General features: G+C 52.3%; 16 protein-coding genes. All 16 read right to left on the bottom strand.

The window, feature by feature from the left end:
- Positions 1 to 210 precede the first annotated feature (210 nt).
- Positions 211 to 480 (bottom strand): HPr family phosphocarrier protein, encoded by a 270-nt coding sequence (locus O9139_RS07460; RefSeq protein WP_028555561.1) that lies wholly within the window; start codon positions 478 to 480, stop codon positions 211 to 213.
- A 148-nt stretch (positions 481 to 628) separates the two neighbouring features.
- Positions 629 to 1,558: a DNA-binding protein WhiA gene (gene whiA, locus O9139_RS07455; RefSeq protein WP_270878828.1), complete on the bottom strand. Its 930-nt coding sequence runs from the start codon at positions 1,556 to 1,558 to the stop codon at positions 629 to 631.
- A 5-nt stretch (positions 1,559 to 1,563) separates the two neighbouring features.
- A complete protein-coding gene (locus tag O9139_RS07450; RefSeq protein WP_270878827.1) occupies positions 1,564 to 2,547 on the bottom strand; it encodes a gluconeogenesis factor YvcK family protein in 984 nt (327 codons plus the stop codon).
- Positions 2,548 to 2,578: 31 nt separating this feature from the next.
- Positions 2,579 to 3,466 carry an RNase adapter RapZ gene (rapZ, locus tag O9139_RS07445; protein ID WP_270878826.1) on the bottom strand — a complete coding sequence of 296 codons (888 nt, stop codon included), beginning with the start codon at positions 3,464 to 3,466 and terminating at the stop codon, positions 2,579 to 2,581.
- An 81-nt stretch (positions 3,467 to 3,547) separates the two neighbouring features.
- Positions 3,548 to 4,495 carry an ROK family glucokinase gene (locus tag O9139_RS07440; protein WP_270878825.1) on the bottom strand — a complete coding sequence of 316 codons (948 nt, stop codon included), beginning with the start codon at positions 4,493 to 4,495 and terminating at the stop codon, positions 3,548 to 3,550.
- Positions 4,496 to 4,662: 167 nt separating this feature from the next.
- On the bottom strand, positions 4,663 to 5,610 hold the full coding sequence (trxB, locus tag O9139_RS07435; protein WP_270878824.1) for a thioredoxin-disulfide reductase: 948 nt from the start codon (positions 5,608 to 5,610) through the stop codon (positions 4,663 to 4,665).
- Between the two features lie 74 nt (positions 5,611 to 5,684).
- Positions 5,685 to 7,421: a tetratricopeptide repeat protein gene (locus O9139_RS07430; protein ID WP_270878823.1), complete on the bottom strand. Its 1,737-nt coding sequence runs from the start codon at positions 7,419 to 7,421 to the stop codon at positions 5,685 to 5,687.
- Between the two features lie 116 nt (positions 7,422 to 7,537).
- Complete coding sequence (locus O9139_RS07425; protein ID WP_270878822.1) at positions 7,538 to 8,488, bottom strand: ribose-phosphate diphosphokinase; 951 nt, start codon at positions 8,486 to 8,488, stop codon at positions 7,538 to 7,540.
- A 71-nt stretch (positions 8,489 to 8,559) separates the two neighbouring features.
- Complete coding sequence (hisJ, locus tag O9139_RS07420) at positions 8,560 to 9,366, bottom strand: histidinol-phosphatase HisJ (protein ID WP_270878821.1); 807 nt, start codon at positions 9,364 to 9,366, stop codon at positions 8,560 to 8,562.
- A 22-nt stretch (positions 9,367 to 9,388) separates the two neighbouring features.
- Entirely contained in the window at positions 9,389 to 10,051 is a 663-nt protein-coding gene (gene hisIE, locus O9139_RS07415) for a bifunctional phosphoribosyl-AMP cyclohydrolase/phosphoribosyl-ATP diphosphatase HisIE (protein WP_270878820.1), read from the bottom strand.
- Positions 10,048 to 10,806: an imidazole glycerol phosphate synthase subunit HisF gene (gene hisF / locus O9139_RS07410; protein ID WP_270878819.1), complete on the bottom strand. Its 759-nt coding sequence runs from the start codon at positions 10,804 to 10,806 to the stop codon at positions 10,048 to 10,050. Before hisF ends, hisIE begins: the two co-directional genes overlap by 4 nt.
- Before the next feature lie 53 nt (positions 10,807 to 10,859).
- Complete coding sequence (gene hisA, locus O9139_RS07405; RefSeq protein WP_270878818.1) at positions 10,860 to 11,591, bottom strand: 1-(5-phosphoribosyl)-5-[(5-phosphoribosylamino)methylideneamino]imidazole-4-carboxamide isomerase; 732 nt, start codon at positions 11,589 to 11,591, stop codon at positions 10,860 to 10,862.
- Between the two features lie 18 nt (positions 11,592 to 11,609).
- Positions 11,610 to 12,215 carry an imidazole glycerol phosphate synthase subunit HisH gene (gene hisH / locus O9139_RS07400; protein WP_270878817.1) on the bottom strand — a complete coding sequence of 202 codons (606 nt, stop codon included), beginning with the start codon at positions 12,213 to 12,215 and terminating at the stop codon, positions 11,610 to 11,612.
- A 1-nt stretch (position 12,216) separates the two neighbouring features.
- Entirely contained in the window at positions 12,217 to 12,828 is a 612-nt protein-coding gene (hisB, locus tag O9139_RS07395; protein ID WP_270878816.1) for an imidazoleglycerol-phosphate dehydratase HisB, read from the bottom strand.
- A complete protein-coding gene (gene hisD / locus O9139_RS07390) occupies positions 12,829 to 14,115 on the bottom strand; it encodes a histidinol dehydrogenase (protein WP_270879034.1) in 1,287 nt (428 codons plus the stop codon).
- Between the two features lie 38 nt (positions 14,116 to 14,153).
- Positions 14,154 to 14,792, bottom strand: a complete 639-nt coding sequence (hisG, locus tag O9139_RS07385; RefSeq protein ID WP_270878815.1) for an ATP phosphoribosyltransferase — start codon at positions 14,790 to 14,792, stop codon at positions 14,154 to 14,156.
- Between the last annotated feature and the right edge of the window lie 17 nt (positions 14,793 to 14,809).

Below are 14,809 nucleotides of genomic sequence, written 5' to 3'. Positions count from 1 at the left end.
CTTTTTCTGTTGATTAAATTGCGCCTGAGGTTAGATGGATATACATGCCGATAAGAACGGCAAATAGCCTTTTCCTTCTAGGACCACGTTTATATATAGACGCGTCACTGAGGAAAAGGTTGCTTACTTCCATGAATTGTTAACAAGCTCGCCATAAATTCCTACCGCTGAGTTGCAAAAAAGCTCCCTCGAAAGGAAGCTTCTTAAAAATTATTGGTTCTCCAACTCTTCTTTGCTTACCAATGTGACTAAAGCGTTTACAGCCTGCTCGGCGTCCGAACCTTCTGCGCTTATGAAGACTTCGGTCCCTGTGCTGATCGCAAGGCTCATAATTCCCATGATGCTCTTGGCATTCACTTTCTTCTCATCTTTTTCAACGAAGATCTCAGATGAAAACTTATTCGCCTCTTGAACAAACAATGCCGCAGGTCTGGCATGAAGTCCTGTTCTCAACTTCACAACGACTGGCCGTCTGGACATGGAACTAATTCCCCCTACTCGAGCTTATAGAAGCTACTACTGATAACAGTGCATAAAATCCTATGTTTTAACATTATACCATTATTCCCTCAAGTACACTAGTAAAATGAGAAAAACTTGCGTATGGCTGGTTCGAATGCTGCCAAACTCAAGAATTTCGCAGTTTTTCGGCTAATTCATCAATTTTTCGAAGTCGATGATTAACGCCGGATTTACTAACGTTGCCTTTGAGCATGTCGCCGACTTCCTTGAGGTTCATATCCGGATGCTGAAGCCTAATCTCGGCAACTTCCCTGAGTTTCTCCGGCAGGCTCTCCAAACCGACCTCCCGCTGCAGCAGACGAATGTTATCGATCTGTCTCACCGCCGCGCCGATCGTCTTGTTCAGATTTGCCGTCTCGCAGTTCACAATGCGATTCACCGAATTGCGCATATCCTTCATAATCCGGACATCTTCGAAGCGGAGCAGCGCCTGATGAGCGCCGATCAGGCTCAGGAATTCGATGATCTTCTCACCTTCCTTGATGTAGAACACGAAGCCTTTCTTCCGCTCGATGAACCGCGCATTCAGATCGAACTTATTCGCAAGCTGCGTCAGCGCACGGCAATGCTCCTCATAGATGGAAGCGATTTCCAAATGGTACGAAGAACCTTCCGGATTATTCACCGACCCCCCGGCCATAAAAGCGCCGCGCAAATAGGCGCGTTTACAGCAGCTGCCGCGAACGATCTCCTTCTCAATCCCTTCCGTAAACATAAAGCCTTCGGAAACGATTCTCAAATCGCTCAGCAGCTCCTGTACCTGCCCTGGAACCCGAACGATATATACATTATTCTTCTTCAAACGCATTTTTTTACGCACCAGCAATTCGGTATGCAATTTATACGTTTTCTTGATAAGCGTATATATTCTTCGCGCTATAGCTGCATTCTCGGTGGATATGTCAAGAATGACCCGACCGTTCGACAGCTGAACAGCACCATTCATCCGGATGAGGGCGGACAGCTCCGCCTTCTCGCAGCAAGCGTCCGTTTCGATCAGCGTTAATTCTTTTTTCGTTTGTGCCGCAAAGGACAAGGGTCTCACCTCTTCCTTAACAACCAGCTACTCACGAGCTGATAAATATGGTCACTCAGCTTCTCCGCATCGTGCCGCAAGTAAGTTCGGAACAACACCAGCCGGTCGGCGATGACCTGATATCCCCGCTTCGTTACTTCATCCAAATCCAAATGCACAGCTTTTGAACCTTGTTCCGCATATTTAGCTTGGACTTGGGGAGGTATTTCACCGTTGTTCACGATAACATAATCGAATAAATGATGGCCCAAGTGGTCATAGATTGCGTCCAAATGATCGCTGACCGAATAGTCATCTGTTTCTCCGGGCTGTGTCATCACATTACAAATAAAAATCTTCACTGCTTCGGACTTCATGATCTCTTGTGCGACTTGCGGAACAAGTAAATTCGGCAGCAAGCTGGTGTATAAGCTCCCTGGTCCGCACAAAATCGCATCCGCCTCGCGTATGGCATGGACGGCTTCGGCCAGCGGCGTGACGTTCGCAGGTTCAATGTACACGCGCTTGATCCTGCCTTCAGCCAGCGGAATCTTGGACTCGCCTGTCACCAGGGTCCCGTCTTCCATTTCCGCTTTCAGCACGATGGCGTGACTCGAGGCAGGCAGGACTCTGCCTTTCACCGCAAAGACACGGTTCATCTCCTGCACCGCAGTCACAAAGTCGCCAGTAATATCGGTTAAGGCTGCCAAAATTAGATTTCCCAGACTATGCCCGGCTAATCCCGTTCCCGCTTGAAACCTGTATTGTAAAATCATTGAAAGCAGCGGCTCGACATCAGCAAGCGCCGTCAGCACGTTGCGAATATCCCCAGGCGGCGGCATCTGCATCTCGTTTCGGAGAATGCCCGAGCTTCCGCCATCGTCCGCTACGGTTACGATCGCCGTGATGTCGACCGGCTTCTCCTTCAAGCCTCTGAGCATGACGGAGAGCCCCGTACCACCGCCGATCACGACAATGCGAGGGGTACGCTGCAAGTTATCATGATCCATCTGTCTTTCCCCCTCTTCATCGTGTTACTATCTATCCGCGATCCCGCTCCGAGTCCCGATGGCTTACACGTACCGCAGCCGTCTCACTGTTCCCCAGCGCCTTGCCAAGGTATTCCGTAATCGCCACCGACCGGTGCTTGCCGCCCGTACAGCCGATGCCTACCACGACCTGGCTCTTGCCTTCCTTCTTGTATTGCGGCATAAGAAAGTTCAGCATATCCAGCAGCTTCGTGAGGAACTCTTGCGTCTCGGTCCACTTCATGACGTAATCGTACACATCCGGATCCTGGCCCGTTAACGGCCGCAGCTGATCGACGTAGTGCGGGTTCGGCAAGAAGCGCACATCGAAGATCAAGTCAGCGTCAATCGGCACGCCATATTTAAATCCAAAGGAGATTACATTTATAGATATGCGGTTGGACTCTAAATTGGTAAAGCGGGAAATAATTCGTTCCTTGAGCTGCGCAGGCTTCAATGTGCTTGTATCAATGACTTGTGTAGCCAAGCCTTTGAGCTCCTCCAGCAGCTTGCGCTCCAGACCGATGCCTTCCAGCGGCACGCCGTTGGGTGCTAGCGGATGCCGGCGACGACTCTCTTTGTATCGCTGAACGAGGGCGGCATCCGTTGCATCCAAGAAGAGGATCTCATACGTAAGCGTATAGTTCTCTTTGATGTCCCGAAGCGATTCCTGAAGTGCCGTAAAAAATTCACGCCCCCGCAAGTCTATGACCAAGGCGACTTTGCCGATTTTGCCCATCGACTGCTCGATCAGCTCGGCAAACTTAGGGATGAGCACTGGCGGCAAATTATCTACACAGAAAAATCCGAGATCCTCAAGACTCTGTACCGCGATTGTCTTCCCGGCACCCGACATTCCTGTGATTATGACAAGCTTCGCTAAAGGGTGGATTTCTTCCATCGTTTGCACCTTCCTTTGCATGCGTGTGCCAGGCTATCGGGCTGTCAGGCCCGGTCCCTGCACGTACTTCAACCTGGACGGTTAGCGTAAGTTCAGACCGGCTGCACCCACGACACCTGCGTCATTACCCAGCGTAGCAGGAACAATTTCAACACCTTCTGCTGCTGCCTCCGGTGTGTATTTCTTAAATGTTTCTCGAATTGGACCAAACAGGATTTCTCCCGCCTTTGATACACCGCCGCCAATGATGAAACGCTTCGGATTGACAATCACAGCTAGGGTAGCCATGGAACGTCCGAGGTAATACGCAGCGCGGTTTACGATACGGAGAGCAACCTCATCGCCCGATTTCGCTGCATCGAACACATGTTTGGCTTCAATTTTCTCATGCAAAGCCAGGGACGTATGCTCTCCGCGTTCTACAGCCTCTTTGGCCATTCGCACGATGCCTGTGGCTGAAGAAACCGTCTCAAGGCAGCCTAATTGACCGCAGTTGCAATTGATCGCTTCGATATCCGGAACGATTGACATATGTCCAAGTTCACCGGCCATACCGGTTGAACCTTGATAAATTTTGCCGTTAATGATGATACCGCCGCCAACACCTGTTCCTAGTGTATAGCAAACGACATTGGGAATACCCGCTCCAGCTCCCGCCCAAGCCTCGCCCAGTGCAGCAACGTTAGCATCGTTATCGATTTTAACGGTTTTGCCGAGGAGCGCTTCCAGCGTTTTCTTCGCAGGGACGTTATGCCATAGCAAATTTGGAGAGAATTTGACGAAACCTTCAGGAATATCCATGAATCCTGCTAGCCCAGCACCGATGCCAGCCACTTGCTCCCACTCGAACGGAGAATCTTCGACAATCTGACGCACATACTGCGCGATGCGTTCAAGCACGGCTTCAGCGCCAAGTTCTGTACCTGTAGGTCCCTCAAATGTCTGGAGCAGCTTACCCTGCTCGTCGCAAATACCAACCTTAATATTGGTACCGCCTAAATCCACACCGATATAAATTTGATTTGACATTGCAAGGTCACCTCTACGAATAATCTTGATAATTTTCGGGCAAATGCTCCTGTTCCAACTATAAGTCAAGGTTGTATACAGGTCAAGGAGCAACTAAACGTCTACAACAATGAGAAAACGTGGAAAGCATAGCCCTCCACGTTCGGCAGTTATACAAGGTGTCGAAATTAAACAGTCTGGCTCCAATCGTGCACCATATGTCCTTCAAGGAACTTCTCGCATTCCAAGGCAGCGGCACATCCGCTTCCCGCAGCTGTAATCGCTTGGCGGTATTTGGTATCCTGCACATCACCGCAAGCAAATACGCCGGGAATGTTCGTTTCTGTCGTACCTGGCTTCACCACGATATATCCATGCTCGTCAGTTTGGATCTGACCGCCGAGGAACTTCGTATTCGGCGTATGGCCGATCGCCACGAAGATACCGTCAGTCTCAATGATCTCTTCTTCGCCGGTCGTGTTGTTTTTCACCTTAAGGCCAGTCACGCCTCTATCGCCGGAGATAACTTCAAGCGGCGTATTGTTCAGCGCCCATTTCACTTTCTCGTTGCCCCGGGCGCGGTCTTGCATGATTTTGGAAGCGCGGAGCTCATCACGGCGATGAACCAGGCGAACTTCCGATGCGAAGCGCGTCAAGAAGTTGGCTTCTTCCATCGCTGAGTCGCCACCGCCAATGACGATAATTTTTTTGCCGCGGAAGAAGAATCCGTCGCAAGTTGCACATGTGCTGACACCGCGTCCGATATTCTCTTTCTCGTTGCCAATGCCGAGCAGCTTAGCGGAAGCGCCTGTAGAGATGATCAGAGTTTCGGTCTCGATCTCGCCGAGGCCTTCAACTTGCAGCTTGAACGGGCGCTCTGTCAGCTCGACGGAGTTGACCCAGCCGGTTTTGAATTCCGCGCCGAAGCGTTCTGCTTGCTTGCGCATATTTTCCATTAATTCAGGGCCCATAATGCCTTCAGGAAACCCTGGAAAGTTCTCAACTTCGGTGGTCGTGGTCAATTGGCCGCCTGGTTCCGGACCTTCGATTACGAGCGGGCTCAAGTTGGCACGTGCCAGATAGATGGCCGCGGTCAAACCGGATGGCCCTGTTCCTACTACGACTGTTTTATACATATGGTTTCCCTCCTGAGTGGTTCATTTTATGTATGAAAGCAGGGCCTTTCCGAAGAGAAAGGGCCCGGCCGATATCATATACTAGTAAATTTAGGGAAGATCGCTTCCATCTTCTCACGCAAACCGCAGGCTTCATCGATCAGCTTCACATTGCGGCTAATCGTCGATACGGTCACACCGTAACGAGCCGAAACCTCCTGATACGAAATGGCGCGCCGATGCATCTTGGCAATCAAATACTCCAGTGCAGCCGCCCAGCCTTCCGACTTCTGAATTTTGGGCACGTTCGGGTACATCTTGGTCAGGAACTCGACCCACAGAATTTCCAAATCATACTGCTGGATCATATCGTATCGCTTATGCATATGTGACAAAGCTGTCTCCATCACATGCTGCCATCTGGCATCCCATACTGGCAATTGCGGCGAATACGGCGATGCTTCCACCATGATCTCCTCATTCTCGATAACAGCGGGCAGCGGATCGCGAACGCCCATGGAACGAAGGACGAAGATCGCGACTTTCTTCAAGTAGTCGTCTTCCTTCCGTTCCAAGATAAAGTCCTGCAGCGCGTCTCTGACTTCATTGTCCGCAATCAAGCCGAAAGCTTGAATGACCTGCAGCTTCGTCTCGATATCGCCATGGCGCAGCGCCCAGAAGAAGGACGAACGCACAAGCGGATCTTTCTTCATTTGCTCTGGAATGCCCTGCGCCGACTTCTCCAGCACACGGAACTGCTCTTCGAATGGCAGGTGGTAGTGGTAGCTCCAGGTCGGCGCCGTATCGCTCGTTTCGCGATTGCGCAGCTGCTCGAGATAGAACTTAGAGATGTCCGCACCCGGATCCAACTTCTCGACTTGCTTCCACTGCCGGTACGCTTCCGCGTAACGGCCAATATGGCAGGCCGCGACGGCCGCATAATGGTACAGGCAAGGATCCTCTGTGCCTTCGCCGGCTTTGAGCAGACGCTTGAACAGATGGTAAGCCTTCTCATGCTCGCCTAGTATCCCCATTGTTGTAGCTAGCTTAAACACATGATCGTGCTGGTACGGGAACGTTTTGCGCAGCAGCTGAATCAGCTCTGCCAGCTCCTCTTTGTTGCCGAAATGCTGGTGAAAAATAGCCAGGTTGCACAGCGCATGCAAGTTGCCCGGATCAATCTCCAGCACGCCTTGAACGGTTTCGAGCGCTTTCTCGAATCGGCCCATATAGTAGTACGCCAGGGCCAGATTATTGCGCGCCGCAGTGAAATCGGGATGTTTCTTGGCGATTTTCTCCAATTGCCGCACAGCTTCGGCGAACTTGCCTTCTTCCAGCAGAGCACGCGCTTTATCATGCTCGAAGAGCCCTTCTCGACTCTTAATGCTAGTGAGAGGGGCCGGGCGTTCGAGCTCATAGCTGAGCATATCCATCATTTCTTCGGCCTCGTCCATGAACTGGCCGGTAGGGTCATTCTCCAAGTAGCGAACTAACGATTGTTCCGCCGACTCATAATTCTCCATGTTGGCATAGTTATTCGCCATATAAAAGTAGCATTCCGTCATCGTCGGATCGATGTCATCCAGAATTTGCTGCAATATCCGGTTGGATTCTTCGTAATTGCCCATCTCGGAGAGCACTCCCGCAAGATTGCAATGGTTGACAGGGTTATCCTGTTCGAACTCCGCTGCGCGCCGGAAATATTTCAATGCCTTATCATAGTGAAACCGATCCAGGGATTGAACCGCTCTCTCGAAAAAGAAGGCGGCATCCATGTTCAGTGAAATGACTTTCGGTTTAGTAGTTGGGGACACGCGCTTAATCTTTTCCATATAGCAAGACACCTCCGGCGTTGTTGGTTATGATCAAATTATAGCATAGATCGCCCCGAAGCCAAAAACTTTATCCGAAGGTATACGTTGCCACATTTTAGAATAACAATTATTCCTTATACGCCGCCGTATTTGAATAGCGAGGACAAGGATCCGCCGTCATTAATAATTCGGATCGCATCCGAAAGCAGCGGAGCTACGGAAAGCACTCGGAACTTTTCGGAGTGATCTTCTGGAATCGCGATCGAATCCGTGATGATCACTTCCTTGATGTTCGGGTGATCCAAGCGCTGCAGCGCAGGACCGGAGAACACAGGGTGCGTCGCGCAGATGTACACGTCGTTCGCGCCTCTCTCTTTAAGTCCTTCGACAACATTAACAATCGTCGTACCTGTATCAATTAAGTCCTCGATAATAATCGGCGTACGGCCGGCAACATCACCAATCACGTGCGTGATAACGGCTTCATTATGGGCTGGGCGCTTCTTGATCATCATAGCGAAAGGCGCATCGAGAATGTTGGCCATTTTCTCAGCTGTTGTAGCGCGTCCTGCGTCAGGGGATACGATAATCGGATCCGGCAGGTTTTTCTTCTTAATGCAATCACTGATCAGATCCAATGCTGTCAGATGATCCACAGGAATATTAAAGAAACCTTGGATGGCAGGGGCATGCAAGTCAATCGTGACAACACGATGCGCACCCGCAGCGCTAAATAGGTCGGACACTAATTTCGCGGAAATTGGCTCACGCGGAGCAGCTTTACGCTCTTGACGGGAGTAACCGTAGTAAGGAATGACAAGGTTGATTGTTCTAGCCGATGCTCTCTTCGCCGCATCCATCATTACCAAAAGCTCCATCATATGCTCATTGATCGGATGAGAGAACGTTTGTACCAGGAATACGTCACAGTTACGAATCGTTTCTTCGTAGAGGCAGTAGATTTCTCCGCTCTTAAAACGGGATAATTTGATTTGTCCAAGCGGCTGGCCGAGTTCTTTACAAATACGTTCCGCGAGCTTCGGATTCGAAGATCCGGAAAATATTTTAACATTGTCGCTATACATGATTAACGGTTACCTCCGAGGATTATGAATTGATGATCTGACCTATTCATTATACATGATAGGTGTCGAATTTAAAAAGTAACAAGATGTCGTTTTCTCGCGGAAAATGTGGCTATTTCGTTAAATCCGATCATTTTCAAGAGGTTGCGGGCCTCGTCCAAATATTGGGATAGCCGTTCCGGCTGGTGGGCATCGGAGCCGATTGTCAGTGGAATTCCCACCTTATGGCAATATTCGAGCATGCGGCGGCTCGGGAACATTTCTTCACATGGCATCCGCAGACCGGACGCATTCAATTCGATGGCAAGCCCATAAGCTTTGACGGTGTCCAACGCTTCCTTTTCCAGCTCCCATGGATCGCGGTCGGGCTTAAAGCCAAAACGTTTGATCACATCGATATGGCCGATATAATCATAGAAGCCCGTGCGCACCGCTTTCTTCACTGCTTCGTAGTATTGCGTATATACGGCATAAATATCCTTACCTTCCCAACCGGCCACCTGTCTGAAATCGGAGATATCCCATTCACCCAAGAAATGGACGGAGCCGATTACATAATCCCATGGGTAAGCGTCGACAATTTGCTTGATTTGCGCCTCATAACCCTCGATATAGTCACCTTCCAAGCCGACACGGATATCGATCTGGTCTTTGTACTTCTCCTTCAGATAAAGGCATTCTTCCACATAGCGAGGAAGCTCTTCCATCGGCATGGCCATCTCGGGCCAATACGTCTGCGGGTCCACATGCAAAAGCGGCATATGATCGGACAGCCCCAGTTGCGTAAGCCCGATCTCAATGCCGCGTTTGACGTATGCCTCCAGTTCCCCGGAGGCGTGACCGCAGCGTACATGATGTGTATGATAATCAATCAACATCGTTGTATCACTCCAGGTCTGATTATTGTTTTTTTACATGCCGGTTCGCGAGTTCCTTCATAATATCATCCAACGGCAGCTTGCTGTTGCGCAGAAGCACCATGAGGTGGAAGATAAGGTCGCTTGCTTCGTAACGGAGCTCGTCATTATCTTTGTTTTTCGCAGCAATAATTACTTCTGCCGTCTCTTCCCCGACTTTCTTCAAAATCTTATCGACACCTTTTTCGAACAGGTAAGTCGTATAGGCGCCTTCAGGACGCTCCGCATCGCGTGAAGCGATGACAGCTTCCAGCTCGGACAGGATTGCAAAACGGTCCCCTGCCACCGCTGCAGCAGGCACTGAGGCACCCTCGACCGCGGCTACCGGAATATTCCCCGTAAAGCAAGTGTAAGTGCCATTATGGCATGCAGGCCCTGTTTGCTCCACGAGCACCAGCAGCGTATCGGCATCGCAATCGTAGCGCAGCGCTTTTACTTTTTGCGTGTGGCCGGAAGTTGCGCCTTTGTTCCACAGCTCGCCGCGTGAACGGCTCCAGAACCAGGTGTCGCCAGTCAGAATCGTCCGCTGCAGCGATTCGCTGTTCATGTACGCCAGCATCAACACTTCTTTACTAACCGCATCTTGCACAATCGCAGGCACAAGCCCTTGTGCGTCATATTTAATCGTATCGAATGCGAAAGTCATCGGATTTCAACTCCCTTGCTTTTGAGGTCGTCCTTAACCCCTTGAATTGTTAATTCTTTATAGTGAAAAATCGTGGCCGCCAGGCCCGCATCCGCTTTACCTTCGGTGAATACATCGTAGAAATGATCGGCGCGGCCCGCTCCGCCCGAGGCAATGACCGGGATCGTGAGCAGCTCGGAGACCGCCCGCGTCAGCTTCACATCGAAGCCATCCTTCGTGCCGTCGGCATCCATGCTGGTCAGCAGAATCTCGCCTGCGCCCAACTCTTCCATCCGCTTCGCCCACTCCAGCGTCTTGATGCCAGTGGCATTGCGTCCGCCGTGCGTGAACACTTCCCACTCGCCCCACTCAGGGTTAAACTTCGCGTCGATGGCGACAACCACACACTGTGAGCCGAACTTGCGGGCTCCGTCAGAGACCAGCTGCGGATTGCGAACCGCCGCCGTATTAATGCCAATCTTATCGGCTCCGGCCCGCAGCAGACGCTTCATGTCGTCCACGCTAGAGATCCCGCCGCCGACTGTAAAAGGAATCGTGATCTCGCCCGCCGTTTGCCGGACGACCTCCACCATTGTCGCACGGCCTTCAACAGAGGCCGAAATATCAAGGAATACGAGCTCATCAGCGCCCTCTTTATCATAAATGGCTGCCAGCTCCACAGGGTCACCGGCATCGCGCAAGTTGACGAAATTGACACCCTTGACGACCCGTCCGTCCTTGACGTCCAGGCAAGGGATAATTCTTTTGGCTAACATGATGGGCACTGCACCTCCATTGACCGGGCAAGGGGCAACCCATGCCGGCATGTTTATTTTGCGAAGCGCTTTACAGCTTCTTCCAGTTGAATGCTGCCGGTATACAGCGCTTTGCCGACGATGGCTCCGCCGACACCGTTGTCCGCCTGCTCGGCCAAACGCACGAGATCATCCATCTTGCTGACGCCGCCGGACGCGATAACGGTCTGCCCGGATACCTTAGCCAGCTGCGTGATCGCCTGCGTATTCGGTCCTTCCATCATGCCATCGCGGGAAATATCTGTGAAAATGAACGTTTTCGCACCGCGCTCGGCCAACTCGACAGCCAGATCCTCGGCTTTCACCTGCGACGTTTCCAACCAGCCGCGCGTGGCGACATAACCGTCGCGCGCGTCGAGACCGATCGCGATTTTCTCGCCATGCTTCGCCAGCAGATTGTACACGAACTCGCGATTCTCAATCGCCGCGGTTCCAATAATCACACGTGAGACACCTAAGGACAGCATGTGATCGACATCCTGCTCCGTCCGCAGACCGCCGCCGATTTGCACAGGCACCTTTACCGCCCGGGCGATCTGTCCGATCAGCTTATCGTTCACTGGATAGCCTGCTTTCGCACCGTCCAGATCGACCAGATGGATCCATTCCGCTCCTTGAGCTTCCCAAGCTTGTGCCACTTCCAAAGGGTTCGTATTATAGACAGTTTCTTGATTATAATCGCCTTGTACGAGACGCACGCACTTGCCGTCCCGAATATCAATAGCCGGATAAATGATAAAAGACATAATGCCGTAATCGCTCCCTTACTTGCACATTTTCAAAAAGTTATCGAGCAGGCGCATGCCGGTCTCCCCGCTCTTCTCCGGGTGGAACTGCATGCCGAATACGTTATCCCTGCCGACAATCGCCGTCACCGGCTGATAATAATCCGTCACAGCCAGCAGATCGCTTTCGCGCTCCGGCTTCGCATGGTAAGAATGCACGAAATAGACGTGCCCTTCTTCGATGCCTTGAAACAGCGGACTGCCGCTTTGCTTATAAGTCAGCTTGTTCCATCCCATATGCGGCACTTTATAATCGCCGCGAAAGCGCACGACCGCGCCTGGCAGCAGGCCCAGGCCTTCGTGGTCGCCATGCTCCTCGCTGCTGGCAAACAACAGCTGCATGCCGAGACAAATGCCGAGCAGCGGCTTGCCGGACTCCGCGTACTGAATGACCACGTCGCGCAGTCCCGACTCGCGCAGATGCTCCATCGCGTCGCCGAATGCGCCGACACCGGGAAGAATCGCGCCGTCTGCACGCAGAATATCGTCGGCATTCCCCGTCACGACCGCTTCATAACCGAGGCGCTCGACGGCTTTGCTCACGCTATGCAAGTTGCCCATGCCATAATCAATAATTGCAATCATTCTAGAGCACTCCCTTCGTCGAAGGAACCCCCTGCACGCGAGGATCAATCGATGTCGCTTCATCCAACGCGCGTCCCAGCGCTTTGAACACCGCTTCAATCATGTGATGCGTATTTTGGCCGTAGTGCACGATAACGTGCAGCGTAATTCGCGCTTCAAGTGCCAGCTTCCACAGAAACTCATGCACGAGCTGCGTATCGAAGCTGCCCACATTCTGGGAAGGATACTGTGCCCGGTATTCAAAATGCGGACGATTGCTGATATCAATCGCGACCTGCGCCAGCGCTTCATCCATCGGAATAAATACGTTGGCATACCGTTTAATCCCTCTTTTGTCCCCTAGCGCTTCACGCAGTGTTTGACCGAGGCAAATCCCGATATCTTCAACCGTATGGTGATCGTCGATTTCAATGTCGCCCTTAGCGTCAACTTTCAAATTGAATTGACCGTGCTTCGTGAACAAATCCAACATATGGTTCAAAAAAGGAACATCGGTTTGAATCTCCGAAACACCTGTTCCATCCACATCAAAAGATAAGGCGATATCCGTTTCGTTCGTCTTGCGGGCAATGCTTGCCGTACGAGCCCGCTGCACTTGCTCTTGCTCAGCCATCTATTTCAACTTCCCTTCCTTCATAAGTCGGATCTCAACCGCTCGGGCATGACCTTCCAGCCCTTCGTTGCGCGCCAGGGTCATAATCATTTCGGCATTGGCGAACAGCGCTTCCTTGCTATAATGAATCACGCTGGATTTCTTGATAAAATCGTCCACGTTCAGCGGCGACGAGAATCGTGCCGTGCCGTTCGTCGGCAGCACATGGTTCGGACCGGCGAAGTAATCGCCAACCGGCTCCGTGCTGTAAGCGCCAAGGAAAATCGCGCCGGCATTCTCGATGCGCGGCAGGAGGTTGAACGGCTCCTGTACGAGCAGCTCGCAATGCTCCGGTGCCAGGCGGTTCACCACGTCCACGCCTTCATCCAAGTTATCCACAAGGAGTATAGCCCCTTTAGTGGATGTGGATACGGCGGCGATCGCTTTTTTCGGCAGCCGGTCCAGCTGGCGCCATAGCTCCTGCTTTACGGACTCGGCCAGCTCTTGCGAAGGCGTCACCAGAATAGAAGGAGACATCTCGTCATGTTCCGCCTGCGCCAACAAATCGGCGGCAATGTATTCCGCATCGGCGTGCTCATCGGCCAGGACGACGATATCCGTCGGACCGGCGATCATGTCGATATCGACGACACCGTACACGTAGCGCTTCGCGAGCGCGACGTAGATGTTGCCCGGCCCGACGATTTTATCGACCGCCGGGATCGATGCTGTGCCGTAGGCCAGCGCGGCCACCGCCTGCGCCCCGCCTACGCGGTAGATCTCTTTCACACCCGCTTCGGCGGCAGCCACCAAAATATGCGGGTTAATGCCTGCCTCGCCCGCGGTGGCCGGAGGCGTCACCATCGCGATCTCCGGCACCCCCGCCACGATAGCGGGGATGGCGTTCATCAGCACGGAGGACGGGTACGCCGCCTTGCCTCCGGGCACATACAGGCCGACCCGCTTCAGCGGTCGGATGATTTGGCCCAGCAGGCTGCCGTCCGGCTGCAGGTCCATCCAGGACGTGCGTTTCTGCTTCTCATGAAACGCACGGATGTTGGCAGCGGCTTGGCGCAGCGCCGCTAGGAAGCCGGCGTCGACCTGGGCGTACGCCGCCTGAATCTCTTCGTCGCTGACACGCAGCTCCGCGACGCTGACGCGATCGAACTGCTGCGCCATCCGCCGCAGCGCTGCATCCCCGTCCTGCCGCACTTCCTCGATGATGCGGCGGACGGTTTCATTTTGCTCGGGAGAGCCGTATTCGACCTCACGTTTCAACTCAAATGCCGAGGCGGGAATAATCCGCATGTCCTTCATCCTCTCATGTTTTCCCTATTCGGTATGATCTATATCTTGCCGGCCACAGGCAGAACCGCCTGCAGCATATCACATAAGCGCTGAATCGAATCGTTTTTCAGCCGATAACTAACCCGATTGGCAATCAATCGGCTCGTAATTTGGAAAATCTCTTCCTGCTCCACAAGTCCGTTCTCCTTGAGCGTCTGCCCCGTCTCGACCATATCGACGATGCGGTCTGCCAAGCCAATCAACGGCGCAAGCTCAATCGATCCGTTGAGCTTAATCACCTCAACCTGCTGCCCCTTCTCGCGGAAATATTGCGACGCAACGTTCGGATATTTCGTCGCCACACGCGGATTGATGACCGGCTTCCAATCCGGCAGCCCGATGACGGACATGCGGCAGCGCGCAATGCCCAAGTCCAGCAGTTCGTAAACGTTACGGTTCTCTTCCATTAACACGTCTTTGCCGACGACGCCAATATCGGCGACGCCATACTCGACATAAGTCGGAACGTCGACGGGCTTAGCCAAAATAAACTCCATTTTCGCCTCTGGAACAGGAATAATTAATCGCCGTCCCTCTTCTAAATCTTCCGGAATCGGCAAGCCCGCCTTGTGGAACAGCTTGGCTGCTTGTTTATAAATACGGCCTTTCGGCATCGCTACTTTCAAAATGTCTTCCATCCCGCTAAACCTCCTCA

The sequence above is a fragment of the Paenibacillus aestuarii genome (assembly GCF_027789125.1).
Lineage (GTDB): Bacteria > Bacillota > Bacilli > Paenibacillales > NBRC-103111 > Paenibacillus_E > Paenibacillus_E aestuarii.
This window is presented reverse-complemented; position numbering and strand designations above follow the sequence as displayed.